Below are 23,635 nucleotides of genomic sequence, written 5' to 3'. Positions count from 1 at the left end.
GGCGGCACTGTTGCACCGCAGACACCCGGGGCGCCCCCCGCGGGCCCCTTGAAAGAAAAAGGTTTTCTCATGGCGAGAGTCGGACTTAGGCTGAGTGCAATAATTATGACCCGAGGCAGGGCAACGAGCAGGGCCAAGGCGCCCCCATGACACCGAGGCCGAAACGGCCCGACACCACGGCCGGACGCATGTTTCCGGTGCGGCGTTTGCGCTGCCTCCCACATTTGCGGGGACGGCATGGCACGAGCGGCAGAGCTGGGCTACAACACCTCCGCCACTGCGATGCAGATGGCGCAGACGATCTTTGGCGACGGCGTGACGGTGGTGGATGCCTCCTATACCGGCGCGAAGAACTCCTCCGCGATCTACACCAAGGGCGATTCGATCTCGCCCGAGGCGACGCCGTCCGACACCGGGGTGATCCTGTCGACCGGCAATGCCGCGGATTTCACCAACAGTGGCGGCTGGTTCTCGTCGGACCCGAACACCGCAACCAACACCTCGACCAACACCACTGGCATCGACAACAATGCCGGGTTCAACGCGCTCGCCGGTACGCGCACCTATGATGCGGCCTGGCTCGACGTCGATTTCGTGCCAACGGGCGATCTGATGACGATCAGCTTCACCTTCGCCTCAGACGAATACCCGGAATACGTGAACTCGATCTACAACGACGTGGTGGGGGTCTGGGTGAACGGCGCGCCGGTCGAGGTGAACCTCTCGACCGCGGCCACCTCGGTCAACAACGTGAACGGCGCCAACAACGAGAACCTCTACATCTCGAACACCAACGACGCCTACAACACCGAGATGGACGGCTTCACCGTGACGATGACGCTGACCTTCCCGGTGAACGTCGGCGCGCTGAACTCGATCCGCATCGGCATCGCCGACGCGGGCGATGCGAATTACGATTCGAACCTGCTGATCGCGGGGGATTCGATCCAGACCGTGCTGGTCGCCGTCGATGACGAGATCAACGTCGCGCCGGGCGGCGACAAGACGATCGACGTGCTCGGCAACGACGTGAACCGGACCCATGGCACGCTGACGATCACCGAGATCAACGGCGTTGCGGTGCAGCCGGGCGACACCGTGCAGCTTGCCTCGGGCGAGCGCGTGACGCTGAACGCGGACGGCACGCTGACGGTCCATGCCGACCCCGAGGAAGAGACCGTCAACTTCACCTACGAGGTGACGAGTTCGGACGGGCACACGGACGTGGGCTTCGTCACCGTCCATGTCGTGCCCTGCTTCGTCGCCGGCACCTGCGTCGCGACGCCCGAGGGGCCGCGCGCGGTCGAGACGCTGGTGCCGGGCGATCTGGTGCTGACCCAGGACGCCGGGCCGCAGCCGCTGCGATGGGTCGGGCGGCGGCGCGTGCCGGCCGAGGGCCGTTTCGCCCCGATCCGTTTCGAGGCGGGCGCCCATGGCGCGGTGCAGCCGCTGATGGTCTCGCCGCAGCACCGGGTGCTGCTGCGCGCCCCGGCTGCCGAACTGCTGTTCGGCGAGGCTGAGGTGCTGGTCGCGGCGAAGGATCTGGTCGACGGCCAAGCCGTGCGGGTGGTCGAGGGCGGCACGGTCGACTATGTCCACCTGCTGTTCGACCGCCACCACATCCTGTTCTCCGAAGGCATGGCGAGCGAAAGCTTCCTGCCCGGGCCGCAGGTGCTGGGCGCGATGGAGGCCGCGGTGCAGGCCGAGATCTGCGCCCTCTTCCCCGAGCTCGACCCGGAAACCGGCGCGGGCTATGGCCCGGCCGCCCGGCGCAGCCTGCGCGCCTATGAGGCGCGGCTGCTGCAGGGGCGTGCGGCATGACCGGGCGGGGCGAGCCGGGCGGCTGGCTGCGGGCGCAGCTGCCGGGCGAAGGCGCGATCGCGCTGGCGCATCGGGCGCTGCCCGAGCTCTGGCCGCGCGGCAGCCTGATGCTTGAATTCACCCTGCTGCGCGGCGAGGAGGCGCCCCTGCCGCTGCTGCACCTGCCGCCGCTCGGTCGCGACGGGCTGTTCCTGTCGATCGGCATCGGCGCCGAGCACCAGCTTGCCCTGATCGAGCGGCGCGGCACGGCCTTTCACGCGCTGTCGATCGATGTCACCGAGGAATGCCTTGCCGGCGGACGGATGCGGCTGATCTGGAGTTGGGACGGCGCCACCGACACCAGCCTGCTGACGCTCGAGGCGCTCGATCAGGCGACGCTGCGCCAGCGCGCGGGCACCACCCCCCTGCCGCCGCGCCGCCCCGAGGTGGCCGCCCTCGTCGCCGGGGCGCAAGGCGCGCTCCCCGGGCCGCGGGTCGACTGGCTGGCGATCGGCGATCACCTGCAGCCGGTCGGACCCGGCGCCTGCTTCGCCCCCGCCACACCCATTGCCACCCCCGGGGGGCTGCGCCCGGCGGGCAGCCTGCGCCCGGGCGATCTGGTCGAGACCGTCGATGCCGGGCCGCAGCCGGTGCTCTGGTCGGGACGGGTGATGCTGCCCGCGCTTGGCGCGCTGCGCCCGGTGCGGCTGAGCGCGCCGAGTTTTGCCGAGCGCACCGACCTCTGGCTTTTGCCGCAGCACCGCGTCGCACTGGCCGGCCCCGCGGTCGATTATCTCTTCGGCGAGGAAGAGGTGCTGATCGCCGCGCAGCATCTGGTCGATGGCTGCAGCGCGCAGCAACCCGACCGGCCCTGCGTGCTGGGCTGGCAGGGGATCATGCTTGAACGCCATCACCTGCTGATCGCCGACGGCTGCCGGCTCGAAAGCCTCAGCGCCGGGCGGCTGGCGCGGCAGCCGGCTCTCGCCCGCACCACCGCCCTCGCCACGCTGGCCGAGGCCGGCACGCTGCCGGTGCATGCCACACCGGTGCGGCGCGAACTGGCGCCACACGAGGCGCAGGCGCTGACGATGGCGCGCACGCAAGGCCGCGGGCCGCGGGCGGCCTGAGCCGGCGCCCCGCCTGGCAGAAAAGGGGAGCCGAAGCCCCCCTTTCCGGATCTTGTCACAGCCATTCCGGCCGGGCCCGCGCGGAAGAGTGGGGCGCGACGGCCCCGTCGGGTCCGGCTTACGCCTCGGCGGCGGCCTCGGGTTCGCGGGCCTCGCGCGGCGGGCGGCCGATCACTTCGCGCAGCGCGTCGAGCTCGATGAAATTATCGGCCTGGCGGCGCAGCTCGTCGGCGATCATCGGCGGCTGGCTGCGGATCGTCGAAACGACCGACACCCGCACGCCCATCCGCTGCAGCGCTTCGACGAGCGGACGGAAATCGCCGTCGCCCGAGAACAGCACGGCATGGTCGAGGCGCGGCGCGAGTTCCATCGCGTTCACCGCGAGCTCGATGTCCATGTTGCCCTTGACCTTCCGCCGGCCCATCGAGTCGGTGTATTCCTTCGCCGGCTTCGTCACCATCGCGTAGCCATTGTAATGCAGCCAGTCGACCAGCGGACGGATCGGTGAATATTCCTCATTTTCCAGCAGGGCCGTGTAATAGAAGGCCCGCACCAGCTTGCCACGCCGTTCGAATTCCTGCCGAAGCAGCTTGTAGTCGATGTCAAACCCGAGCGCCTTGGCTGCCGCGTAGAGGTTCGAACCATCAATGAACAGCGCAAGCCGCTCGTCCTTGTAAAACATCAACACTTCCTTTCGTCTTTGCGCAGCGGTAGGCGTCGTGTGAGTGGTTGACGCGAGGAAGAATATCCCCAATACGCCGCTGCGCACAGTTCCTGACAGAACTGCATAGCAATCGGCCGTGGGCAAGGATATCTGTATTTATGGCCAATAACACATTCCTGATTGCCCTCGGAGCGAATCTTCCGTCGGCCGCCGGACTGCCCGCGCAGACCCTGGCGGCAGCGCTGGAAAGAATGCCGGAACAAGGGCTTATGCTTGCGGCCGTGAGCCGGTTCTACCGCTCGCCCGCCTTCCCGGCGGGCTCGGGCCCCGACTACGTCAACGCCTGCGCCGTGGTGTCGGCCGAGGCCGCGCCCACCGAGGTTCTGGCGCGGCTCCATGCGATCGAAGAAGAGCTCGGCCGGGTCCGCAGCGAGCGCTGGCAGGCACGCAGGATCGACCTCGACCTGATCGCCGCCGGCCAGACCGTGCTGCCCGACGCCGAGAGCCAGGCCGCCTGGCGCGCACTGCCGCTCGAGCGGCAGATGCGCGAGACGCCCTCCGAGCTGATCTTGCCGCACCCGCGCCTGCAGGACCGTGGTTTCGTGCTGATTCCTCTCGCCGAGATTGCGCCCGCCTGGCGCCACCCCGCGACTGGCCAGAGCGTGGCGGAAATGGCCGCAGCCCTGCCCGAGGCGGAAAAAGCCGCACTCGTGCCGCTCGAGCCAGTGGGGGCGCCGGATTGAGCGCTTGTCAAGCCCAGATATTGCGCCTAAATAGGCGCTTCACACCTCCCAAGTCCGATTGGAGATGCCAATGGCCCGCGTGACGGTTGAAGATTGCGTTGACAAGGTTCCGAACCGCTTCGAGCTGGTGATGCTCGCGGCGCATCGGGCACGCGAAATCGCTGCCGGCTCGCCGCTGACGGTGGACCGCGACAACGACAAGAACCCGGTGGTCGCCCTCCGCGAGATCGCCGAAGAGACGCAGTCCGCCGAGGATCTGCGCGAACGCCTGATCGAGTCGCATCAGACCCAGATCGAGGTCGACGAACCCGAAGAGGATTCGATGGCGATGCTGATGTCGGGCGAAACCCCCGACCGTCCGCGCGCCGACGATATGGACGAAGAGCGCATGCTTCGCGCCCTGATGGACGCGCAGGGTCGCGACTGAATCGCACGACCGGCGGGAGGCGGATGCGCGAATGATCGACGTCGAAGACCTGATCGCGCTTGTCCGCAACTATAACCCGCATACCGATGCCGAGCTGATCCGCCGGGCCTATGCCTATGGCATGAAGATGCACGACGGTCAGTTCCGGCAGTCGGGGGAATCCTACTTCACCCATCCCGTCGCCGTCGCCGCGATCCTGACAGAGCAGCGGCTGGATGACGCGACGATCGTCACCGCGCTGCTGCACGACACGATCGAGGATACCCGTTCGACCTATACCGAGGTCGAGGGCCTGTTCGGCCACGAGATCGCCGAACTCGTCGATGGCGTCACCAAGCTCACCAACCTGCAGCTGTCCTCGAACGCCTCGAAGCAGGCGGAGAATTTTCGCAAGCTCCTGATGGCGATGTCGAAGGACATCCGCGTGCTGCTGGTGAAGCTCGCCGACCGGCTGCACAACATGCGCACGATCAAGTCGATGCGCGCCGAGAAGCAGGCGCAGAAGGCGCGCGAGACGATGGAGATCTTCGCCCCGCTTGCCGGCCGCATGGGCATGCAGTGGATGCGCGAGGAGCTTGAGGACCTTGCCTTCAAGGTGCTGAACCCCGAGGCCCGCACCTCGATCATCCGCCGCTTCGTCTTGCTGCAGAAGGAATCGGGCGACGTGATCTCGAAGATCACGCATGACATCCGCACGCTGATGGACAAGGCCGGGATCGAGGCCGACGTCTTCGGTCGCGCGAAGCGGCCCTATTCGATCTGGCGCAAGATGGAGGAGAAGCAGCTTGCCTTCTCGCGCCTGTCCGACATCTACGGCTTCCGCGTCATCACCGAGAATGTCGAGGACTGCTATCGCGTCGTCGGGCTGATCCACCAGCGCTGGCGCGCCGTGCCGGGCCGGTTCAAGGATTACATCTCCCAGCCGAAGACGAACGGCTATCGCTCGATCCACACCACGGTGACGGGGCGCGACGGCAAGCGCGTCGAGGTGCAGATCCGCACCCGGCAGATGCACGAGGTGGCCGAGGCCGGCGTCGCCGCGCACTGGTCCTATCGCGACGGCGAGCCCGCCGAGAACCCCTTCGCCGTCGATCCGGCGAAATGGCTGTCCTCGCTGACCGAACGCTTCGCAGAGGGCGATCACGAGGAATTCCTCGAGAACGTCAAGCTCGAGATGTATTCCGACCAGGTGTTCTGCTTCACGCCCAAGGGCGATGTGATCCGGCTGCCGAAGGGGGCGACCCCGATCGACTTCGCCTATGCGATCCATACCCGGATCGGCAATTCCTGCGTCGGCGCCAAGGTCGACGGCATCCGCGTGCCGCTCTGGACCCGGCTGAAGAACGGCCAGTCGGTCGACATCATCACCGCCGCCGGCCAGCGCCCACAGGCGACTTGGCTCGACATCGTCGGCACCGGCCGCGCCCGCGCCGCGATCCGCAAGAGCCTGCGCGAGGAAGACCGCTCGCGCTTCGTCAAGCTCGGCGCCGAGCTCGCCCGCGTCGCCTTCGAACATGTCGGCCGCAAGGTGTCCGACAAGGCGCTGCGCACCGCGGCGAAGACCCTCGGCATGGTCGACGAGATCGAACTGCTCGCCCGCCTCGGCTCGGCCGAGTTCACCGCGCGCGAAGTGGTCGAGACGCTCTATCCGGAACTCGCCCAGCACGGCCCCGAGACGGTCGAACCGACCCGCGCGGTGATCGGCCTTGGCGCCGACCAGAGCTTCCGCCGCGCTGATTGCTGCCAGCCGCTGCCCGGCGAGCGCATCGTCGGCATCACCTATCGCGGCCAGGGCGTGGTGATCCACGCGATCGACTGCCCCGCGCTCGAGGAATTCGAGGAAGAACCCGAACGCTGGGTCGACCTGCACTGGCAGCCCGGCCAGCATCCGCCCGCCTATACCGCCTCGCTGAAGATCACGATCTCGAACGATGCCGGCGTGCTTGGCCATATCTGCACCTTGATCGGGCAGCAGAAGGCCAATATCTCGGATCTGCATTTCATCGACCGCAAGCCGGACTTTTACTCACTTGTCGTGGAAGTCGAGCTAAGGGACGTGGAACACCTGCACATGCTGCTCACCGCGCTCGAGGCAGAGACGGATGTGTCGCAGGTGGAGCGGTGGCGCGACATCTCGCGCAAGCCCTGAGCGGGCCCAAGGGCACCGCGGACGGAGGGAACGGCCCCCGGCACGGGGGAGAAGGACGACGGTGGTTTTCAAGCGGCGCAACAAACGTCCCTTCCTGCAGGCGCTGCGCGAGGCGGTCTGGCCGCGCGGCGGCTGGACCCGTGCCTTCCACTACATCAAGCACCGGCTGAACCGCCTGCCCGACCGGCCCGAGCGGATCGCGCGCGGCATCTTCGCGGGCGTGCTGATCTCCTTCACGCCACTCTTCGGCTTTCACCTTGGCGGCGCGGTGGTGCTTGCCTGGCTGGTGCGCGGCAATGTCATCGCCGCGCTCTTTGGCACGCTGATCGGCAACCCGCTGACCTTCCCGCTGATCGCGCTGGTCTCGATCAAGCTCGGCCACTGGATGCTTGGCCGGCATCTCGCCCCGGTCCAGACCGAGGGGCTGTTCGAGACCTTCGGCCATGCCTTCCAGGACCTGCACCACAACCTCGTGGCCTTCTTCACCCACGAGCCGACGCAGTGGCAGGGGCTGGCGAATTTCTTCGACGGGATCTTCCTGCCCTATCTGGTGGGCGGGCTGCTGCCCGGCATCGCCGCCGGGCTGGTGTGCTATTTCATCGCCCTGCCGATCGTCACCGCCTATCAGAACCGCCGCCGCACCCGGCTGAAGGAACGGCTGACGAAGATCCGCGCCAAGATCAGCCCGCGCCGCAAGGACGGCAATGCCCCACCGCCGGGCGAGGGCTGAGCCCCGCACGACAGCCCCTCGGACATGGCGCGACCCCTTCCCTTCCGCCCGGGCTTGCGCACATACTCTCGCCGCACTGACCGGAGGATTCCATGCCCCACTCGCTTCGCCTTGGCGTCAACATCGACCACGTCGCCACCCTGCGCAACGCCCGCGGCGCCGCCTATCCCGACCCGCTGCGCGCGGCCCTTCTGGCCGAGGCGGCAGGCGCGGACGGCATCACCGCCCACCTGCGTGAGGATCGCCGCCACATCCGCGACAGCGACATTGCCGCGCTGAAGGCCGGGCTCGGGATCCCGCTCAATTTCGAGATGGCACCGACAGACGAGATGCAGGCGATCGCGCTCGCCACCGCGCCGCATGCCTGCTGCCTCGTGCCCGAGAAGCGGCAGGAGGTGACGACCGAGGGCGGGCTCGACGTGGTGGCCGATCTGCCGCGGCTGACCGAGTATGTCGGCACGCTGAACGAGGCGGGGATCCGCGTCTCGATGTTCATCGGCCATGACCCGGCACAGATCGAGGCCTCGGCGCAGATCGGCGCGGCGGTGATCGAGCTGCACACCGGCCATTACTGCGACCTGCACTCTGCCGGCCGCTTCGCCGAGCGCGATCTCGAGCTCGAGGCGCTGGCGGCGGGCGCGGCCTATGCCCATTCACTCGGTCTCGAGGTGCACGCGGGCCATGGCCTGACCTTCGAGACGGTCGGCCCGGTCGCCGCGATGCCCGAGATCCGCGAGCTGAACATCGGCCATTTCCTGATCGGCGAGGCGGTGTTCATCGGCCTCGAGGGCGCGATCGGGCAGATGCGCGCCCTGATGGACGCAGCCCGGGGCGAGTGAGCGTGATCCTCGGCATCGGCTCCGACCTCGCCAATATCGACCGCATCGCCGCGGCGCTCGCGCGTTTCGGCGATCGGTTTCGTACCCGCGTCTTCACCGAGACCGAGATCGCCAAGGCCGAGCGGCGTGCCGACACTGCCGGCACTTATGCCAAACGCTGGGCGGCGAAGGAGGCCTGTTCGAAGGCGCTTGGCACCGGGCTGCGGATGGGGATCTCGTGGCGCGACATGGCGGTGACGAATCTGCCCACCGGGCAGCCGGTGATGCATCTGACCGGCTGGGCCGCCGAGCGGCTTGCCGCGATGACCCCGCCCGGGCACGAGGCGATCGTTCACGTCACATTGACTGACGACGCCCCCTGGGCGCAGGCCTTCGTGGTGATCGAGGCACGACCCCTTCCTTGACTTGGGTATCCCCGCAAGCCTAGGAAGGCGGGACTTTTCACAAGCGGGGCAGGGAATGGCCAAGAAATCCGAAGGCGGCATCGTCGAGACGGTGAAAACCATCGTCTGGGCACTGGTGATCGCGGGGGTGTTCCGCACCCTGTTCTTCCAGCCGTTCTGGATTCCCTCGGGTTCGATGAAGGACACGCTGCTGATCGGCGACTTCCTCTTCGTGAACAAGATGGCCTATGGCTATTCGAGCCATTCCTGCCCGTTCTCCGCCTGCCCGATCTCGGGCCGGATCTTCGCGCGCGAGCCCGAGCGCGGCGATGTCGTCGTCTTCCGTCACCCGACGAAGAACGTCGACTTCATCAAGCGGCTGATCGGCCTGCCCGGTGACAAGATCCAGATGGTGCAGGGCGTGCTGCACATCAACGGCGAACCGGTGCAGCTCGCCGATGCCGGCACCTTCGCTGAGGTGAAGGCGCCGCAGGGCCCGCAGCAGCTGATGCCGCGCTGCGAGAACGACCCGGTCGGGATCGGCGGCACCTGCCTGAAGGCGCGCCAGACCGAGACCCTGCCGAATGGGGTCAGCCACGACATCCTGAACATCTCGGACAATTGGGTGGCCGATGACACCCCGGTCTTCACCGTGCCCGAGGGTCAGTATTTCTTCATGGGCGACAACCGCGACAATTCCGAGGACAGCCGCTTCCCGGCCGCTGCCGGCGGGCTTGGTTTCGTGCCGGCGGAATACCTGATCGGCCGCGCCGACCGGGTGATGTTCTCCTCGGCCGGCAAATCGCTCTTCTACTTCTGGACCTGGCGTCCGGATCGGTTCTTCAAGGCGATCGACTGAGGTGAGGGCGTGAAGGTCGGCTCCGACATCGAGGCATTCATGGACAGACTCGGGCACCGCTTCGCGAAGCCCGAGCTTCTCGTTCGCGCGCTCACCCACAGCTCGATCGGCTCGGCCACGCGCCCCGACAACCAGCGGCTCGAGTTTCTGGGTGACCGCGTGCTTGGACTCAGCATCGCCGAGGCGCTGTTCAAGGCCGACCGCGATGCCTCGGAAGGCCAGCTGGCGCCGCGCTTCAACGCGCTGGTGCGCAAGGAAACCTGCGCCGATGTCGCCCGCCAGATCGACCTCGGAGCGGTGCTGAAGCTCGGCCGGTCGGAAATGATGTCGGGCGGCCGCCGCAAGGAGGCGCTCCTCGGCGACGCGATGGAGGCGGTGATCGCCGCCGTGCACCTCGACGCGGGCTTCGAAGTGGCACGCAAGCTCGTGTTGCGGCTCTGGGGCAAGCGCGTCGAGGCCGTCGAGGAAGATGCCCGCGACGCCAAGACCGCACTGCAGGAATGGGCGCAGGCCCGTGGCCTGCCGCCGCCGGGGTATGAAACGGTGTCGCGCAGCGGCCCCGACCACGCCCCGGTCTTCACCATCGAGGTGCATCTTGCCTCGGGCGAAAGCGAGCGCGCCAAGGCCGGCTCGAAACGACTGGCCGAACAATCCGCCGCCAAGACGCTGCTGACCCGCCTGGAGGGCACCACATGACCGAAGACACCCCGCATCCCGAGCACACCCGCGCGGGCTTCGTCGCCCTGATCGGCGAGCCGAACGCCGGCAAGTCGACCCTGCTCAACCGCATGGTCGGCGCCAAGGTCTCGATCGTCACCCACAAGGTGCAGACGACGCGTGCCCGCATCCGCGGCGTGTGCATGCAGGGCGAGACGCAGATCGTCTTCGTCGACACTCCCGGCATCTTCCGCCCGCGCCGCCGGCTCGACCGGGCAATGGTGACCGCGGCCTGGGGCGGCGCCTCGGATGCCGACATCATCGTGCTGCTGATCGAGGCGCATCGCGGCCTGACCGACGGCACCCGCGCGATCATCGAGGCGCTGAAGGAACGCGCCGGCGAACAGCCCGTCGCGCTCGCGATCAACAAGATCGACAAGGTCAAGGCCGAGCGCCTGCTTGAACTGGCGCAGGCCGCGAACGAGGCTTTCCCCTTCGTCAAGACCTTCATGATCTCGGCCGAGCGCGGCTATGGCGTCGACGACCTGCGCGAATGGCTGGCGGGCGAGCTGCCCGAAGGCCCGTGGTTCTACCCCGAGGACCAGATCGCCGACCTGCCGATGCGCCAGATCGCCGCCGAGGTCACGCGCGAGAAACTGACCCTGCGCCTGCACGAGGAGCTGCCCTATCAGCTCACCGTCGAGACCGAGAAATGGGAGGACCGCAAGGACGGCTCCACCCGCATCGACCAGCTGATCTATGTCGCGCGCGAGGGCCACAAGGGCATCGTGCTCGGCAAGGGCGGCGAGACGATCAAGGCGATCTCCACCGCGGCCCGCGCCGATCTTGCCGAATTCCTCGGCCGGCCGGTGCATCTCTTCCTGCAGGTCAAGGTGCGCCCGAACTGGCTCGACGAGGCCGAGCGCTATTCCGAGATGGGGCTCGACTTCAAGGACGGCGACTGAATGACGCTCCGCCTGACCTCGGATTTCTGGGTGCGGGCCTATCTGCGGCGGCTGGAGATTGCCAATATCCCGGCCTATGTCACCGCGCATGGCGAGCCGCATGCCGGCGCGGTGATGGTGAAATGCGCCACCCTCGATGGCCGCGCGACGCTGTGGCAGCGCAGCTTCGATCTGACGACCGGCGCGCGCAAATGGGTCGTGCTGGCCGAGGGGCCGGAGGCCGAGGTCGACGCCTCGATCCGCCGCCAGCGCGGCTTCGACCCCGATCTGTGGGTGATCGAGATCGAAAGCCGCGACGGCCGCACCCTGCTTGACGAGGAAGGCCTCAGCGACTGAGCGCCCGCCCGGAGGCCCCTTCCCCTTTCTCCTTGCCGGAAATACCTTCGGGGGGTCCGGGGGGCAGACGGCCCCCCGGCCTCTCCGCCCGGAAACCCCGCCCCGGAACCCCGCATGGACTGGCAAGACCACGGCACCATTCTCTCGACCCGCCCGCAGGGCGAGACCTCGGCGCTGATCGAGGTGTTCACGGCGGGTCATGGCCGGCACGCGGGCGTGGTGCGCGGCGGCGCCTCGCGGAAGATGGCGGCGACGCTGCAGCCCGGCTCGTCCGTCGCCCTGCGCTGGCGCGCCCGGCTTGAGGACCAGCTCGGCACCTTCACCGTCGAGCCGCTCGCCTCGCGCGCGGGGGCGATGCGTGACCGGCTGGCGCTTGCGGGACTGTCCGCCACCTGCGCAATGCTTGCCTTCGCCCTGCCCGAACGCGCCCCCCACCCCGCGCTTTTTGCCGCCACCGAGCCGCTTTTCGCGGTGATCGGCGATGCGATGCCGGGCTGGCCGCTCGATTATCTCCGCTGGGAAATGCAGCTGCTCGACGAGCTCGGCTACGGGCTCGACCTCGGCCGCTGCGCCGTCACCGGCTCGCGCGAGGATCTGGCTTTCGTCAGCCCCCGCAGCGGCCGCGCCGTCAGCCGGGCGGGCGCCGGGGACTGGGCGCCGCGGCTGCTGCCGCTGCCCGCCTGTCTGCTCGGTCAGGGGCCGGCAAGCTGGGTGGAGGTCACGGAGGGGCTGCGCCTCACCGGCCATTTCCTCGACCGCTTCGCGGCCGAGCACGGCAGCCGCGCGCTGCCCGCCGCCCGCGCCCGGCTGATCGCGGCGCTTGCCCGTCAGGGCTGAGTGCGGTCGTCGAGCACCAGCTGCAACAGCGCCAGATCCAGCCAGCGGCCGAATTTCTGCCCGACCTCAGGCATCGTGCCGACGGCGCGGAAGCCGAGCTGCTCGTGCAGCGCGATCGAGGCCGCATTGCCCGCCTCGATCGCCGCCACCATCACATGCAGCCCCTCGGCGCGGGCGAAGGCGATCAGCTGCGTCATCAGTGCCCGGCCCCGGCCTCCGCCGCGCCGGTCGGACCGGATGTAGACCGAATGCTCGACCGTCTCGCGATAGCCATCGAAGGCGCGGAACGGGCCATAGCTCGCATAGCCCGTGACCTCGCCCGCCTCCTCGAGCACGAGGACGGGCAGCCCCGCCCCCTGCCGCGCATTCATCCAGGCGATGCGGTTCGCGGCATCGACCTCGACATCGTTCCAGATCGCCGTCGTGTTGCGCACGGCGTCGTTGTAGATCGCCGCAAGGGCCTCGGCATCGTCGGCAATGGCGTCACGGATCATCGCAATCTCCTTTGCCGCCAGTGAGCGCAAAGAAACCCGCGATGCAATGAAAAACGGGGCCCGAAGGCCCCGTTTCCCTCCCTGTTATGTCGTGCCTCAGCCGAGCAGGCGACGGGCGATGACCTGCGCCTGGATCTCGGCCGCGCCCTCGAAGATGTTCAGGATGCGCGCGTCGCACAGGATCCGCGAGATCGTGTATTCGAGCGCGAAGCCGTTGCCGCCATGGATCTGCAGCGCGTTGTCGGCCGCCGCCCAGGCGACACGGGCGCCCAGCAGCTTCGCCATCCCCGCCTCGAGGTCGCAACGCCGGCCGTGGTCCTTCTGCCAGGCCGAGAAATAGGTGAACTGGCGCGCGATCATGATCTCGACCGCCATCATCGCCAGCTTGCCCGAGACCCGCGGGAACTCGATCAGCGACTTGCCGAACTGCTTGCGGTCGATCGCATATTGCATGCCGATCTCGCAGGCCGCCTGCGCCACGCCGACGGCGCGCGCCGCGGTCTGGATGCGGGCCGATTCGAAGGTCTCCATCAGCTGCTTGAAGCCGCGCCCGGTCTCGCCACCGAGAAGGTTCTCACCCTTCACCCGGAAGCCGTCGAAACCGAGCTCGTATTCCTTCATGCCGCGATAGCCCAGCACCTCGATCTCGCCGCCGGTCATGCCCGGCGTCGGGAAGGGGTTGTCGTCGGTGCCCGGGGTCTTTTCGGCCAGGAACATGCTCAGCCCGCGCCAGTCGCTGGTCTCGGGCTCGGTGCGGGCCAGAAGCGTCATCACATGGGTGCGCTGCGCATGGGTGATCCAAGTCTTGTTGCCCGTGATGACCCAGTCGTCGCCCTCGCGCACCGCGCGGGTGCGCAGCGAGCCGAGGTCCGAGCCGGTGTTCGGTTCGGTGAAGACCGCGGTCGACAGGATCTCGCCGCTCGCGAGCGCGGGCAGCCATTTCTTCTTCTGCTCCTCGGTGCCGCCGCACAGGATCAGCTCGGCCGCGATTTCCGAGCGCGTGCCGAGCGAGCCGACACCGATGTAGCCGCGCGAAAGCTCTTCGGTGACGACCACCATCGAGGCCTTCGACAGACCGAGCCCGCCGTATTCCTCGGGGATGGTCAGGCCGAAGACGCCAAGTTCGGCAAGCTCCTCGATGATTTCCATCGGAATGAGCTCGTCCTTCAGGTGCCACTCATGCGCGTTCGGGATCACCCGTTCCTCGGCATAGCGGTGGAACTGCTCGCGGATCATCTCGAGATCTTCATCAAGGCCCGAGGCACCGAAAAGCGCCCGGCCCTGATTGTCGCGCATCAGCGCGACAAGGGCCGTGCGGGCGGCGGGGCTGTTGCCCTCGGCCATCAGTTTCGCGGCGGCGTCGGACGGCGTCCAGCTCAGCCCGAGGTCGCGCAGACGCGCCACCTCGCCCTGGCTCATCGGGATGCCGCCGGCGATCTGGTTCAGGTATTCGCCGAAGCCGATCTGCAGCAGCAGCCCTTCCATCTCGCCGAAACCGCCCGCCTCGGCGACGCGGCCGGCCCAGGCCCGCAGCTGCACCAGCGACTGTTCATAGGTGGCCAGCCAGGCCAGCGCATGGGCGGCGAACTGCTCGCGCTCGAGCGCCGATCCCGAGACCTTGCCCTGATGGCTCACCTTCGCGCGCAGATTGGTGGTGGCCTCGGACAGCAGCGTGGCGAGCTCGGGCAGCGCCGCCTCGGTCAGAGCGAGCAGGTCAGGAAGAACAGTCGTCGTGGTCATGTCAGCCCCATCTTGCGCCCGGAATCGGCGCCTCGTCTTGCGTTGGTCCCGTGCTTAGGCATTTTGCAACCGCAGCGCAATAAAAATTCGCACACGCAGCATGTTTGGACCGAATATGTCGCGGAGATTTTCGCCTTTTCGCTGCCGCGCCGCCCGGGCTGGACGCAGCGGGCGGCGCGCATTAGGTCAGGGGTAGACCAAGGAGAGCGCGATGAAGCCAGCCCTGACCCTCTACCTCGCCGCGCCGCGCGGCTTTTGCGCCGGCGTCGACCGGGCGATCAAGATCGTCGAGATGGCGCTCGAGAAATGGGGGGCGCCGGTCTATGTGCGCCACGAGATCGTGCACAACAAGTTCGTCGTCGACGGGCTGCGCGACAAGGGCGCGGTCTTCGTCGAGGAGCTGGACGAGGTGCCCGCCGACCGGCCAGTGATCTTCTCGGCGCATGGCGTGCCGAAATCGGTGCCGGCCGAGGCACAGCGGCGCGAGATGATCTGGGTCGATGCCACCTGCCCGCTGGTCAGCAAGGTGCATATCGAGGCCGAGCGTCATCACGAGGCCGGGCTGCAGATGGTGATGATCGGCCATGCCGGCCATCCCGAGGTGCTGGGCACGATGGGGCAGCTGCCCGAGGGCGAGGTGCTGCTGGTCGAGACCGTGGCCGATGTCGCGCATCTCGACCCGCGCGATCCGGCGCGACTTGCCTTCATCACCCAGACGACGCTCTCGGTCGACGACACCACCGAGATCGTCGCGGCGCTGAAGGCGCGCTTCCCGGCGATCGTCGGGCCGGCGAAGGAAGACATCTGCTATGCCACGACGAACCGGCAGGCGGCGGTGAAGGCGATCGCGCCGAAGATCGACGCGCTGCTGGTGATCGGCGCGCCGAATTCCTCGAACTCGCGCCGTCTGGTCGAGGTGGGCCGTGCCGAGGGCTGTGCCTACAGCCAGCTGGTGCAGCGCGCGAGCGACATCGACTGGCGCGCGCTCGAGGGCATCCGGGCAGTCGGCGTGACCGCGGGCGCCTCGGCCCCAGAGGTGCTGGTGAACGAGGTGATCGACGCCTTCGCCGAGCACTATGCGCTGACCGTCGAGCGGGTCGAGACCGCGCGCGAGGACATCGAGTTCAAGGTGCCGCGGGTGTTGCGCACCGCCTGAGGGCGGGGCAAACGGAGCGGACAGATGCGGGGCGCGCTGCCCCGCACCCCGGGATATTTGGAGCGATTGGAAGACATGGCCGAGTTCTTTGCATGGACCGACGGCGCCTGCTCGGGCAACCCGGGGCCGGGCGGCTGGGGTGTGCTGATGCGCGCGATGGAGGGTGAGAGCGTCGCCAAGGAGCGCGAGCTGAACGGCGGCGAGGCGATGACCACCAACAACCGGATGGAATTGCTGGCGGCGATCAGCGCGCTCGAGGCGCTGACGCGCGAGGTGGCGATCACCATCACCACCGACTCGGCCTATGTGAAGAACGGGGTGACCGGCTGGATCCATGGCTGGAAGCGCAACGGCTGGAATACGGCGGACCGCAAGCCGGTGAAGAACGTCGATCTGTGGCAGCGCCTCGATGCGGCGCAGGCGCGCCACAAGGTGACCTGGAAATGGATCAAGGGTCACGCCGGCCATGCCGAGAACGAGCGCGCCGACGAGCTCGCCCGCGCCGGCATGGCCCCCTATAAAGGCGGCAAATAACCCGCTAGCATCAGGCGACACCGCAGCGAGGCGCCGCCATGACCCCCGGGGATCAGCATCCGGTCATCGACTATCTGACGACGCTGCCCGTTGGCATCGCGCTCGACTACGTCTCGGTCTTCGTCTTCGCGCTGACGGGCGCGCTCGTCGCCTCGCGCCAGCAGCTTGACCTTGTGGGCTTCATCTTCATCGCGGCGCTGACCGCGGTGGGCGGCGGGACCCTGCGCGACCTGCTGATCGGGCGGATCCCGGTGTTCTGGGTCGGGCGGCCCGAATACATGGTGCTGATCGCCGGGGCGGCGGTGCTCGTCTTCTTCACCGCGCATCTGCTGGAAAGCCGCTATCGCGCGCTTCTGTGGCTCGATGCCTGCGCGCTCGCCGTCGCCGTGCCGGCGGGCGTCGCGGTGACGATGTCGCGCGGGCACGGGCCGGTCACCGTGCTCATCATGGGGGTGGTCACCGGATCGTTTGGCGGGCTGATGCGCGATGTCGTGTGCAACGAGGTGCCGCTGACGCTGAAACAGGGCGAGCTGTATCTCAGCTGTGCCTTTGCCGGCGCGGGGGCGGCGCTGCTGCTGACGGCAGCCGGCGCGCCGGGGCTGCCCGCGGCGATCGGCTGCGGTCTCGTCACCTTCGCCCTCAGGGCGGGGTCGCTGCGCTGGGGCTGGAAGCTGCCGGTCTACAAGCCGCGCCCGCCCCGCACCCGCGGCTAGAGGAACAGCTGCAGCACCAGCGGCGCGAGGAAGGCCGTCAGCACCGCATTGAGCCCCATCCCGATCGAGGCGAAGACCCCCGCCGTGTCGTTCACCTGAAAGGCACGGGCGGTGCCGATGCCATGCGCCGCGACCCCGGTCGCAAAGCCGCGCGCGCGCCAGTCGGTGAGCCCGATCGCGTTCAGCATCGGGGTGACGAAGATCGCCCCGATCATCCCCGTCAGCAGCACCAGCACCGCGGTCAGCGTCGGCGCGCCGCCGAGGCTTTCCGAAATCCCGATGGCGACCGGCGCAGTGGCCGATTTCGGCGCGAGCGTGGCCAGCAACCCCGTGTCTGCGCCAAGCGCCCAGGCGATCGCCAGCGCCGAGAACACCGCGGTGAACGAGCCCGCGACCAGCGCCACCGCAATCGGCACCAGCGCTTTGCGGATCTTTGCAAGGTTCGCCTGCAGCGGCACGGCAAGGCACACCGTCGCCGGGCCCAGCATGAAATGCACGAACTGCGCGCCGTCGAAATAGCTTTCGTAATTCGTGCCGGTCAGCCAGAGCAGCACGGCCAGCAGCACCACGGCGATCATCACCGGGTTGGCGATCGGGTTGCAGCGGGCAAGGCGATAGAGGCGGTCGCCGGCCCAATAGGCGATCAGCGTCGCGGCCAGCCACAGGAGCGGCTTCGAGGCGAGATAGGACCAGATCAGCGCGGCGTCAGTCATCGGGGTTGCTCCCCACCAGCCGCGCGACCCAGGTGAAGGTCAGCGCCCCCACGGTGATCGCCAGCAGCGTCGAGACGACGAGCGAGACCGCCAGCGCCAGCCCATGCGCGGCGATCGTCGGCAGGTGCGCGACCACCCCCACCCCGGCCGGCACGAAGAGCAGCGCCAGATTGGCCAGAAGCCCCTGCGCCGCGGGCCGGATGATCGCGCCGAGCGGCGGGATCACCTGCAGCGCCACCACCAGCCCCACCATGCCCAGCACCGGCCCGGGCAGCGGCAGGTGCAGCGCGCGCGAGATCACCTCGCCCACGAGCTGAAAGATCAGGATGATTGACAGAGCCGGGACCATCGGCCTTCCCTCGTTGCGAAGAGTTTTGCCCAGCCTAGGCGAGGCGCGGGCGGGATCAAGCCGAAACCCGCGCAGATCTTGTGGATAACCCCGCCCGTGCCCGCCAGATCGTGGGGGGCGCGGTTGACTCGCCCGGCCCCGCCCCCGAAACTGCCCCACCCTGAACGGAATCGGAAAGATCTGCCTTGCGCTTCTCCCGCCTGCGCCTGAACGGCTTCAAGAGCTTCGTCGACCCGACTGACCTCGTGATCCACGACGGTCTGACCGGCGTCGTCGGGCCGAACGGCTGCGGCAAGTCGAACCTGCTCGAGGCGCTGCGGTGGGTGATGGGCGAGAACCGCGCCTCGGCGATGCGCGGCGGCGGCATGGAGGACGTGATCTTCGCCGGCGCCGCCACCCGGCCCGCGCGCAACTTCGCCGAGGTCTCGCTCAGCATCGACAACACCGAGCGGCTGGCGCCCTCGGGCTTCAACGACGCCGACACGCTGGAGATCGTGCGCCGGATCACCCGCGACGCGGGCTCGGCCTACAAGGTGAACGGCAAGGACGTGCGGGCACGCGACGTGCAGATGCTGTTCGCCGATGCCTCGACCGGCTCGCAATCGCCGGCGCTGGTGCGGCAGGGGCAGATTTCCGAACTCATCAACGCCAAGCCGAAGGCGCGGCGGCGGATCCTGGAAGAGGCCGCGGGGATCTCGGGCCTCTATCAGCGCCGGCACGAGGCCGAGCTGAAGCTCAATGGTGCCGAACAGAACCTGCTGCGCGTCGATGACGTGATCGAGCAGCTCGGCGGGCAGCTGGCGACGCTTGCGCGACAGGCGCGGCAAGCCGCGCGCTATCGCGAACTTGGCGCGGCGCTGCGCCGGGCCGAGGGGATGCTGCTCTATCGGCGCTGGCGCGAGGCCGACCTTGCCCGCGAGGAGGCCGAGGCGGGTCTGCGTGCGCGGCTGACCGCGGCGGCGCAGGCCGAAGGCGCGGCGCGCGGCGCGGCGAAGGCGCGCGCGGTGCAGGAAGACGCGCTGCCGCCGCTGCGCGAGGAAGAGGCGATCGCCGGCGCGATCCTGCAGCGGCTGATGCTGCAGCGCGATGCGCTCTCCGATCAGGAGGCGCAGGCGGCCGCCCGCATCGAGACGCTGAAATCGCGCATCACCCAGCTTGACCGCGACATGGAGCGCGAGGCCGGGCTGAACCGCGACGCCGGCGAGACGATCGAGCGGCTCGACTGGGAGATGGGCCAGCTGTTGAAGGCGGCCGAGGGCCAGGACGACAAGCTCGAGGCGGCGGCAGAGGCCTCGGCCGAGGCGGCGGGGGTTCTGGCCGACCGCGAGGCGCAGCTCGCCGAGATGACCGAGGACGTGGCGCGCCTTGCCGCCCGGCACGGCTCGGCGCAGCGGCTTCTGTCCGACAGCCGTGCGACCGCGACCCGCGCCGAGGCCGAGGCCGCGCGCGCAGCCGGTCAGGCCGAGGAAGCCGCCGAGGCGCTTGAACGCGCGGGCGAGGCCTTCGAGGCGGCGCAGATCGCTCAGGAAGAGGCGCAGGAGGCGACCGAGACCGCCGAGGAGATGCTGACCGCCGCCGAGGAGGCCCGCGCCGAGGTGCAGGCCCGCGAATCGGCCGCGCGCGCCATGCGCTCGGAGGCCGAGGGCGAGGCGGGCGCGCTGCGCGCCGAGGTGACGGCGCTCGCCCGGCTGGTCGAGCGCGAGGCGGCAAGCGGTCAACAGCTTCTGGACCGGGTGCAGGTGGAACCGGGCTATGAGGCGGCGCTTGGTGCGGCACTCGCCGACGATCTGCGCGCCCCCGAGGTCGGGGAAGACGCCGCCTCGGGCTGGGGACTTATGCCCGATTACGACGCGCCGCAGCCGCTGCCCGCGGGCGTCGCGCCGCTGGCCTCGCATGTCGGCGTGCCCGAGGTGCTGACCCGCCGCATCGGCCAGATCGGCCTTGTGGCGGATGCGGCCGAGGGCGCGCGGTTGCAGCCGCTGCTGGCCCCCGGTCAGCGGCTCGTGTCGCTGGCGGGCGATCTGTGGCGGTGGGACGGGTTCCGCGCCGGCGCCGAGGATGCACCAAGCGCCGCGGCGCTGCGGCTGCGCCAGCTCAACCGTCTGGTCGAGCTGAAACGCGATCTCGAGGAGGTCGCGGCGCGGGCCGAAGGCGCACGGCAGGCACACGAGGCGCTGACGCGCGCGCTCGCCGATGCCTCAGCCGCCGATGCCCGCGCCCGCGAGGCGCGCCGCGCCGCCGATCAGCGTCTGGCCGAAGCCGGCCGCGCGCTGAGCCGGGCCGAGGCCGAGCGTGCGATTGCCGCAGGCAAGCTCGAATCCGCGCGGCTGGCGATGAAACGGCATGGCGACGAGGCGTCCTCGGCGCGGCTTGCCCTTGCCGATGCCGAGGCGCAATCGGCGGCGCTGCCGGACCTCGATGCCGCGCGCGCCGATGTCGACGCGGTGAAGATGACGGTCGAGGCGGCGCGGGTGACGATGCTGACCCGCCGCTCGGCCCATGACGAGATCCGCCGCGAGGGCGAGGCCCGGCTGAAGCGCCGGCAGGAGATCACCAAGGAACTGTCCGGCTGGCGCCACCGGCTCGAGACCGCCGAGAAGCGGTCGGCGGAACTTGCCGCGCGCCGGGCCGAGGCGGTGGACGAGCTGTCCGAAGCGGCCGAGGTGCCCGAGGAGCTGGCGGCGAAGCGCGAGGAGCTGTCCGAGGCGATCGACACCGCCGAGGAGCGCCGCGGCACTGCCTCGGAGCGTCTGGCCACGGCCGAGGCCGCGCTGCGCGAGGCGCAACTGGCCGAGCGCGAGGCCGAACGGCTGGCCGGCGAGGCGCGCGAGGGCCGCGCCCGCGCCGAGGCCCGGGTCGAGGCCGCCCGCGCGACGCTGTCGCAGGCCGCCGACCGCATCCTCGAGGTGACCGAGCAATCGCCGCAGGCGCTGTTCGAAAGCCTTGGCGAGGGCGCAGAGGAAATGCCCGGTGCCGAGGAACTTGAGACCGAGGTCGCCCGGCTGAAGCGCAGTCGCGAGGCGCTTGGCGCCGTCAACCTGCGCGCAGAGGAAGACGCGCGCGAGGTGCAGGGCGAATACGACACGCTGGTGCAGGAGAAGAGCGACCTCGAGGAGGCGATCCGCAAGCTGCGCTCGGGCATTCAGGGGCTGAACCGCGAGGGGCGCGAGCGGCTGCTGACCGCCTTCGAGCAGGTGAACCAGAGCTTCCGCAATCTCTTCACCCACCTCTTCGGCGGTGGCGAGGCCAACCTCGTGCTGATCGAATCGGACGATCCGCTCGAGGCCGGGCTGGAGATCATGTGCCAGCCGCCGGGCAAGAAGCTGTCGACGCTGTCCCTTCTGTCGGGCGGCGAGCAGACGCTGACGGCGCTTGCGCTGATCTTCGCGGTGTTCCTGGCGAACCCGGCGCCGATCTGCGTGCTCGACGAGGTCGACGCGCCGCTCGACGATGCGAACGTGACGCGGTTCTGCGACCTGATGGACGAGATGACACGGCGCACCGACACCCGCTTCCTCGTCATCACCCACCACGCGGTGACGATGAGCCGGATGGACCGGCTGTTCGGCGTGACGATGCAGGAGCAGGGCGTGAGCCAGCTCGTCTCGGTCGACCTCAAGCGCGCCGAGCAGCTGGTGGCCTGACAGCCGCGGGGGCTGGACATCCGCCGCCCGCGCCCCATCTTCTGCGCCAGACCGCAACAGGAGGGAACCGCATGAGCAGGACCTATGCGAAGACGCCCGAGGCGCTGGCCCGGCTGACGCCCGAACAATACCGGGTGACGCAGGAAAGCGGCACCGAACGGCCCTTCACCGGCGAATACACCGACACCACCGAGCCCGGGCTTTACGTCGACGTGGTCTCGGGCGAGCCGCTCTTCGCCTCGCAGGACAAGTTCGACAGCCATTGCGGCTGGCCGTCCTTCACCCGCCCGCTGGAGGCCGAGCACGTCACCGCGCATCGCGACCTCAGCCACGGCATGGTGCGGGTCGAGGTGCGCTCGAAACACGGCGACAGCCATCTCGGTCATGTCTTCCCCGACGGGCCGCAGGACCGCGGCGGGCTGCGCTATTGCATCAACTCGGCCAGCCTGCGCTTCATCCCGCGCGACCGGATGGAGGCCGAAGGCTATGGCGACTATCTGGACATGGTGAAATGATGACCGAGACGGCCCTTCTTGCCGGCGGCTGCTTCTGGGGGATGCAGGATCTGATCCGCAAGCTTCCGGGGGTGATCTCGACCCGCGTCGGCTATAGCGGCGGCGACGTGGCGAACGCGACCTACCGCCACCACGGCACCCATGCCGAGGCGATCGAGATCACCTTCGACCCGGCGCAGATCAGCTATCGCCGGCTGCTGGAATTCTTCTTCCAGATCCACGACCCGACCACGCCGAACCGGCAGGGCAATGACATAGGCCCCTCCTACCGCTCGGCGATCTTCTACATGTCCGAGGCGCAGCAGCAGACCGCGCTCGACACCATCGCGGATGTCGACGCCTCGGGCCTGTGGCCGGGCAAGGTGGTGACCGAGCTCGCCCCCGCCGGCCCGTTCTGGCAGGCGGAACCCGAGCATCAGGATTACCTCGAGCGCTTCCCGAACGGCTATACCTGCCACCGGATCCGGCCGGGCTGGGTGCTGCCGCGGCGTGCGGCCGAGTGACCAGCCGCTATCTCCAGCGTCGGGCGCCGACGCTAGAGATAGCTGCGCACCAGCGCCCCCGAGACCAGCACCCAGCCATTCGCCACCACGAAGAAGGCGAGCTTGAAGGGCAGCGCCACGGCGGCGGGCGGCACCATCATCATGCCCATCGACATCAGGATCGCCGAGACGACAAGGTCGATGACGAGAAAGGGCAGATAGACGAGAAAACCGATCTCGAACGCCCGGGTGATCTCGGACAGCATGAAGGCCGGCACCAGCGTGGAAAGCGGCGCCGCCTTCAGCTCGCCCGCGAAGGGGATGCCGTCGCGCAGGCCGGAAAGCTGGGCGAAGGTGTCGGGGTTCACCCTGCCGGCCATAAAGCCGCGAAACGGCGCCACGCCGCGCGCGAACGCCGTGGCAAGGTCGACCGTGCCGTCGAGGAGCGGGCTGATGCCGGCGTTCCAGCTTTCGGTGAAGGTCGGTTCCATGATGAACCAGGTCAGGAACAGCGCGAGGCTGACGATCAGCATGTTCGGCGGCGACTGCTGCAGCCCCATCGCCTGACGCAGGATCGACAGCACGGTGACCACGAAGGGAAAGCAGGTCACCATGATCGCCAGCCCCGGCGCGATGCTGAGCAAGGTGATCCCCGCGATCATCAGCATCGAGCGGCCGGCAAGGCTGTCGCTGCCGCCGAGATCGAGGGAGATCTGCTGCGCCGCAGCGGGCAGCGCGGCAAGGCACAGGAACGCGGCCAGAACCGCGACGCGGCGCAT

25 protein-coding genes are annotated in these 23,635 nt (G+C 68.8%); 19 read left to right on the top strand and 6 right to left on the bottom strand.

The features are described from left to right. Positions 1–237 precede the first annotated feature (237 nt). Together EOW65_RS16555 and EOW65_RS16550 are read left to right on the top strand one after the other, a co-directional pair. A complete protein-coding gene (locus tag EOW65_RS16555; protein WP_128151329.1) occupies positions 238–1,821 on the top strand; it encodes a Hint domain-containing protein in 1,584 nt (527 codons plus the stop codon). Beyond that, the gene (locus tag EOW65_RS16550) at positions 1,818–2,927 is read left to right on the top strand and encodes a Hint domain-containing protein (protein WP_128151327.1); all 1,110 of its coding nucleotides are present in this window, start codon (positions 1,818–1,820) and stop codon (positions 2,925–2,927) included. Before EOW65_RS16555 ends, EOW65_RS16550 begins: the two co-directional genes overlap by 4 nt. Positions 2,928–3,045: 118 nt before the next feature. Here the strand turns inward: EOW65_RS16550 and EOW65_RS16545 are convergent, their stop codons facing one another. Next, positions 3,046–3,609 (bottom strand): LabA-like NYN domain-containing protein, encoded by a 564-nt coding sequence (locus EOW65_RS16545; RefSeq protein ID WP_113901514.1) that lies wholly within the window; start codon positions 3,607–3,609, stop codon positions 3,046–3,048. A 140-nt stretch (positions 3,610–3,749) separates the two neighbouring features. Here EOW65_RS16545 and folK point away from each other — a divergent pair, with 140 nt between their 5' ends. The 11 genes from folK (at position 3,750) to recO (ending at position 12,516) form a co-directional block, all read left to right on the top strand. After that, positions 3,750–4,334: a 2-amino-4-hydroxy-6-hydroxymethyldihydropteridine diphosphokinase gene (gene folK / locus EOW65_RS16540; protein WP_128151325.1), complete on the top strand. Its 585-nt coding sequence runs from the start codon at positions 3,750–3,752 to the stop codon at positions 4,332–4,334. 70 nt (positions 4,335–4,404) lie between these two features. Further along, positions 4,405–4,761, top strand: coding sequence for a DNA-directed RNA polymerase subunit omega (gene rpoZ, locus EOW65_RS16535; protein WP_113901516.1), 357 nt, complete (start codon positions 4,405–4,407; stop codon positions 4,759–4,761). Between the two features lie 31 nt (positions 4,762–4,792). Next, positions 4,793–6,910 (top strand): RelA/SpoT family protein, encoded by a 2,118-nt coding sequence (locus tag EOW65_RS16530; protein ID WP_128151323.1) that lies wholly within the window; start codon positions 4,793–4,795, stop codon positions 6,908–6,910. 61 nt (positions 6,911–6,971) lie between these two features. After that, a complete protein-coding gene (locus EOW65_RS16525) occupies positions 6,972–7,640 on the top strand; it encodes a DUF2062 domain-containing protein (protein WP_128151321.1) in 669 nt (222 codons plus the stop codon). Positions 7,641–7,732: 92 nt separating this feature from the next. Next, positions 7,733–8,479 carry a pyridoxine 5'-phosphate synthase gene (locus EOW65_RS16520; protein WP_128151319.1) on the top strand — a complete coding sequence of 249 codons (747 nt, stop codon included), beginning with the start codon at positions 7,733–7,735 and terminating at the stop codon, positions 8,477–8,479. 2 nt (positions 8,480–8,481) lie between these two features. Next, on the top strand, positions 8,482–8,883 hold the full coding sequence (gene acpS / locus EOW65_RS16515) for a holo-ACP synthase (RefSeq protein ID WP_128151349.1): 402 nt from the start codon (positions 8,482–8,484) through the stop codon (positions 8,881–8,883). A 55-nt stretch (positions 8,884–8,938) separates the two neighbouring features. Next, positions 8,939–9,721, top strand: coding sequence for a signal peptidase I (gene lepB / locus EOW65_RS16510; RefSeq protein ID WP_128151317.1), 783 nt, complete (start codon positions 8,939–8,941; stop codon positions 9,719–9,721). A gap of 39 nt (positions 9,722–9,760) precedes the next feature. Then, on the top strand, positions 9,761–10,417 hold the full coding sequence (rnc, locus tag EOW65_RS16505) for a ribonuclease III (RefSeq protein WP_380711126.1): 657 nt from the start codon (positions 9,761–9,763) through the stop codon (positions 10,415–10,417). Further along, the gene (gene era / locus EOW65_RS16500) at positions 10,414–11,343 is read left to right on the top strand and encodes a GTPase Era (protein ID WP_128151315.1); all 930 of its coding nucleotides are present in this window, start codon (positions 10,414–10,416) and stop codon (positions 11,341–11,343) included. The genes rnc and era overlap by 4 nt, the downstream gene beginning before the upstream one ends. Then, complete coding sequence (locus tag EOW65_RS16495; protein WP_128151313.1) at positions 11,344–11,679, top strand: DUF1491 family protein; 336 nt, start codon at positions 11,344–11,346, stop codon at positions 11,677–11,679. Positions 11,680–11,793: 114 nt separating this feature from the next. Then, complete coding sequence (gene recO, locus EOW65_RS16490) at positions 11,794–12,516, top strand: DNA repair protein RecO (RefSeq protein ID WP_128151311.1); 723 nt, start codon at positions 11,794–11,796, stop codon at positions 12,514–12,516. Here the strand turns inward: recO and EOW65_RS16485 are convergent. Both EOW65_RS16485 and EOW65_RS16480 read right to left on the bottom strand, forming a co-directional pair. Next, on the bottom strand, positions 12,507–13,010 hold the full coding sequence (locus EOW65_RS16485) for a GNAT family N-acetyltransferase (RefSeq protein WP_128151309.1): 504 nt from the start codon (positions 13,008–13,010) through the stop codon (positions 12,507–12,509). The genes recO and EOW65_RS16485 overlap by 10 nt on opposite strands. A gap of 96 nt (positions 13,011–13,106) precedes the next feature. After that, on the bottom strand, positions 13,107–14,750 hold the full coding sequence (locus EOW65_RS16480; protein ID WP_128151307.1) for an acyl-CoA dehydrogenase family protein: 1,644 nt from the start codon (positions 14,748–14,750) through the stop codon (positions 13,107–13,109). Between the two features lie 211 nt (positions 14,751–14,961). Between EOW65_RS16480 and ispH the strand changes: the two genes are divergently transcribed. The 3 genes from ispH (at position 14,962) to EOW65_RS16465 (ending at position 17,153) form a co-directional block, all read left to right on the top strand. Beyond that, positions 14,962–15,906: a 4-hydroxy-3-methylbut-2-enyl diphosphate reductase gene (gene ispH / locus EOW65_RS16475; RefSeq protein WP_128151305.1), complete on the top strand. Its 945-nt coding sequence runs from the start codon at positions 14,962–14,964 to the stop codon at positions 15,904–15,906. A 75-nt stretch (positions 15,907–15,981) separates the two neighbouring features. Next, positions 15,982–16,440 (top strand): ribonuclease HI, encoded by a 459-nt coding sequence (rnhA, locus tag EOW65_RS16470; protein ID WP_128151304.1) that lies wholly within the window; start codon positions 15,982–15,984, stop codon positions 16,438–16,440. A 38-nt stretch (positions 16,441–16,478) separates the two neighbouring features. Then, complete coding sequence (locus EOW65_RS16465) at positions 16,479–17,153, top strand: trimeric intracellular cation channel family protein (protein ID WP_128151302.1); 675 nt, start codon at positions 16,479–16,481, stop codon at positions 17,151–17,153. Here the strand turns inward: EOW65_RS16465 and EOW65_RS16460 are convergent. Then, positions 17,150–17,866, bottom strand: a complete 717-nt coding sequence (locus tag EOW65_RS16460; RefSeq protein ID WP_128151300.1) for an LrgB family protein — start codon at positions 17,864–17,866, stop codon at positions 17,150–17,152. The two genes, EOW65_RS16465 and EOW65_RS16460, sit on opposite strands and share 4 nt — an antisense overlap. After that, positions 17,859–18,215 (bottom strand): CidA/LrgA family protein, encoded by a 357-nt coding sequence (locus tag EOW65_RS16455; protein ID WP_128151298.1) that lies wholly within the window; start codon positions 18,213–18,215, stop codon positions 17,859–17,861. The genes EOW65_RS16460 and EOW65_RS16455 overlap by 8 nt, the downstream gene beginning before the upstream one ends. Before the next feature lie 185 nt (positions 18,216–18,400). On the opposite strand from EOW65_RS16455, the gene EOW65_RS16450 reads away from it, so the two are divergent. The 3 genes from EOW65_RS16450 (at position 18,401) to msrA (ending at position 22,877) form a co-directional block, all read left to right on the top strand. Continuing rightward, positions 18,401–21,859: a chromosome segregation SMC family protein gene (locus EOW65_RS16450; protein ID WP_128151296.1), complete on the top strand. Its 3,459-nt coding sequence runs from the start codon at positions 18,401–18,403 to the stop codon at positions 21,857–21,859. A gap of 71 nt (positions 21,860–21,930) precedes the next feature. Beyond that, positions 21,931–22,374 carry a peptide-methionine (R)-S-oxide reductase MsrB gene (msrB, locus tag EOW65_RS16445; RefSeq protein ID WP_113901533.1) on the top strand — a complete coding sequence of 148 codons (444 nt, stop codon included), beginning with the start codon at positions 21,931–21,933 and terminating at the stop codon, positions 22,372–22,374. Then, positions 22,374–22,877 carry a peptide-methionine (S)-S-oxide reductase MsrA gene (gene msrA / locus EOW65_RS16440; protein ID WP_206364089.1) on the top strand — a complete coding sequence of 168 codons (504 nt, stop codon included), beginning with the start codon at positions 22,374–22,376 and terminating at the stop codon, positions 22,875–22,877. The genes msrB and msrA overlap by 1 nt, the downstream gene beginning before the upstream one ends. Before the next feature lie 32 nt (positions 22,878–22,909). Here msrA and fliP read toward each other — a convergent pair whose 3' ends face one another. Beyond that, on the bottom strand, positions 22,910–23,635 hold the full coding sequence (fliP, locus tag EOW65_RS16435) for a flagellar type III secretion system pore protein FliP (RefSeq protein ID WP_128151292.1): 726 nt from the start codon (positions 23,633–23,635) through the stop codon (positions 22,910–22,912).

The sequence above is a fragment of the Paenirhodobacter ferrireducens genome (assembly GCF_004022265.1).
GTDB lineage: Bacteria > Pseudomonadota > Alphaproteobacteria > Rhodobacterales > Rhodobacteraceae > Rhodobacter > Rhodobacter ferrireducens.
This window is presented reverse-complemented; position numbering and strand designations above follow the sequence as displayed.

Excerpts from the sequence above, each read along its gene's own strand:
- EOW65_RS16555 (WP_128151329.1), top strand. The coding sequence starts at position 238 with ATGGCACGAGCGGCAGAGCTGGGCTACAACACCTCCGCCACTGCGATG.
- EOW65_RS16550 (WP_128151327.1), top strand. The coding sequence starts at position 1,818 with ATGACCGGGCGGGGCGAGCCGGGCGGCTGGCTGCGGGCGCAGCTGCCG.
- EOW65_RS16545 (WP_113901514.1), bottom strand. The coding sequence starts at position 3,609 with ATGTTTTACAAGGACGAGCGGCTTGCGCTGTTCATTGATGGTTCGAAC.
- folK (WP_128151325.1), top strand. The coding sequence starts at position 3,750 with ATGGCCAATAACACATTCCTGATTGCCCTCGGAGCGAATCTTCCGTCG.
- rpoZ (WP_113901516.1), top strand. The coding sequence starts at position 4,405 with ATGGCCCGCGTGACGGTTGAAGATTGCGTTGACAAGGTTCCGAACCGC.
- EOW65_RS16530 (WP_128151323.1), top strand. The coding sequence starts at position 4,793 with ATGATCGACGTCGAAGACCTGATCGCGCTTGTCCGCAACTATAACCCG.
- EOW65_RS16520 (WP_128151319.1), top strand. The coding sequence starts at position 7,733 with ATGCCCCACTCGCTTCGCCTTGGCGTCAACATCGACCACGTCGCCACC.
- lepB (WP_128151317.1), top strand. The coding sequence starts at position 8,939 with ATGGCCAAGAAATCCGAAGGCGGCATCGTCGAGACGGTGAAAACCATC.
- rnc (WP_380711126.1), top strand. The coding sequence starts at position 9,761 with ATGGACAGACTCGGGCACCGCTTCGCGAAGCCCGAGCTTCTCGTTCGC.
- era (WP_128151315.1), top strand. The coding sequence starts at position 10,414 with ATGACCGAAGACACCCCGCATCCCGAGCACACCCGCGCGGGCTTCGTC.
- EOW65_RS16495 (WP_128151313.1), top strand. The coding sequence starts at position 11,344 with ATGACGCTCCGCCTGACCTCGGATTTCTGGGTGCGGGCCTATCTGCGG.
- recO (WP_128151311.1), top strand. The coding sequence starts at position 11,794 with ATGGACTGGCAAGACCACGGCACCATTCTCTCGACCCGCCCGCAGGGC.
- EOW65_RS16485 (WP_128151309.1), bottom strand. The coding sequence starts at position 13,010 with ATGATCCGTGACGCCATTGCCGACGATGCCGAGGCCCTTGCGGCGATC.
- EOW65_RS16480 (WP_128151307.1), bottom strand. The coding sequence starts at position 14,750 with ATGACCACGACGACTGTTCTTCCTGACCTGCTCGCTCTGACCGAGGCG.
- ispH (WP_128151305.1), top strand. The coding sequence starts at position 14,962 with ATGAAGCCAGCCCTGACCCTCTACCTCGCCGCGCCGCGCGGCTTTTGC.
- rnhA (WP_128151304.1), top strand. The coding sequence starts at position 15,982 with ATGGCCGAGTTCTTTGCATGGACCGACGGCGCCTGCTCGGGCAACCCG.
- EOW65_RS16465 (WP_128151302.1), top strand. The coding sequence starts at position 16,479 with ATGACCCCCGGGGATCAGCATCCGGTCATCGACTATCTGACGACGCTG.
- EOW65_RS16460 (WP_128151300.1), bottom strand. The coding sequence starts at position 17,866 with ATGACTGACGCCGCGCTGATCTGGTCCTATCTCGCCTCGAAGCCGCTC.
- EOW65_RS16455 (WP_128151298.1), bottom strand. The coding sequence starts at position 18,215 with ATGGTCCCGGCTCTGTCAATCATCCTGATCTTTCAGCTCGTGGGCGAG.
- msrB (WP_113901533.1), top strand. The coding sequence starts at position 21,931 with ATGAGCAGGACCTATGCGAAGACGCCCGAGGCGCTGGCCCGGCTGACG.
- msrA (WP_206364089.1), top strand. The coding sequence starts at position 22,374 with ATGACCGAGACGGCCCTTCTTGCCGGCGGCTGCTTCTGGGGGATGCAG.
- fliP (WP_128151292.1), bottom strand. The coding sequence starts at position 23,635 with ATGCGCCGCGTCGCGGTTCTGGCCGCGTTCCTGTGCCTTGCCGCGCTG.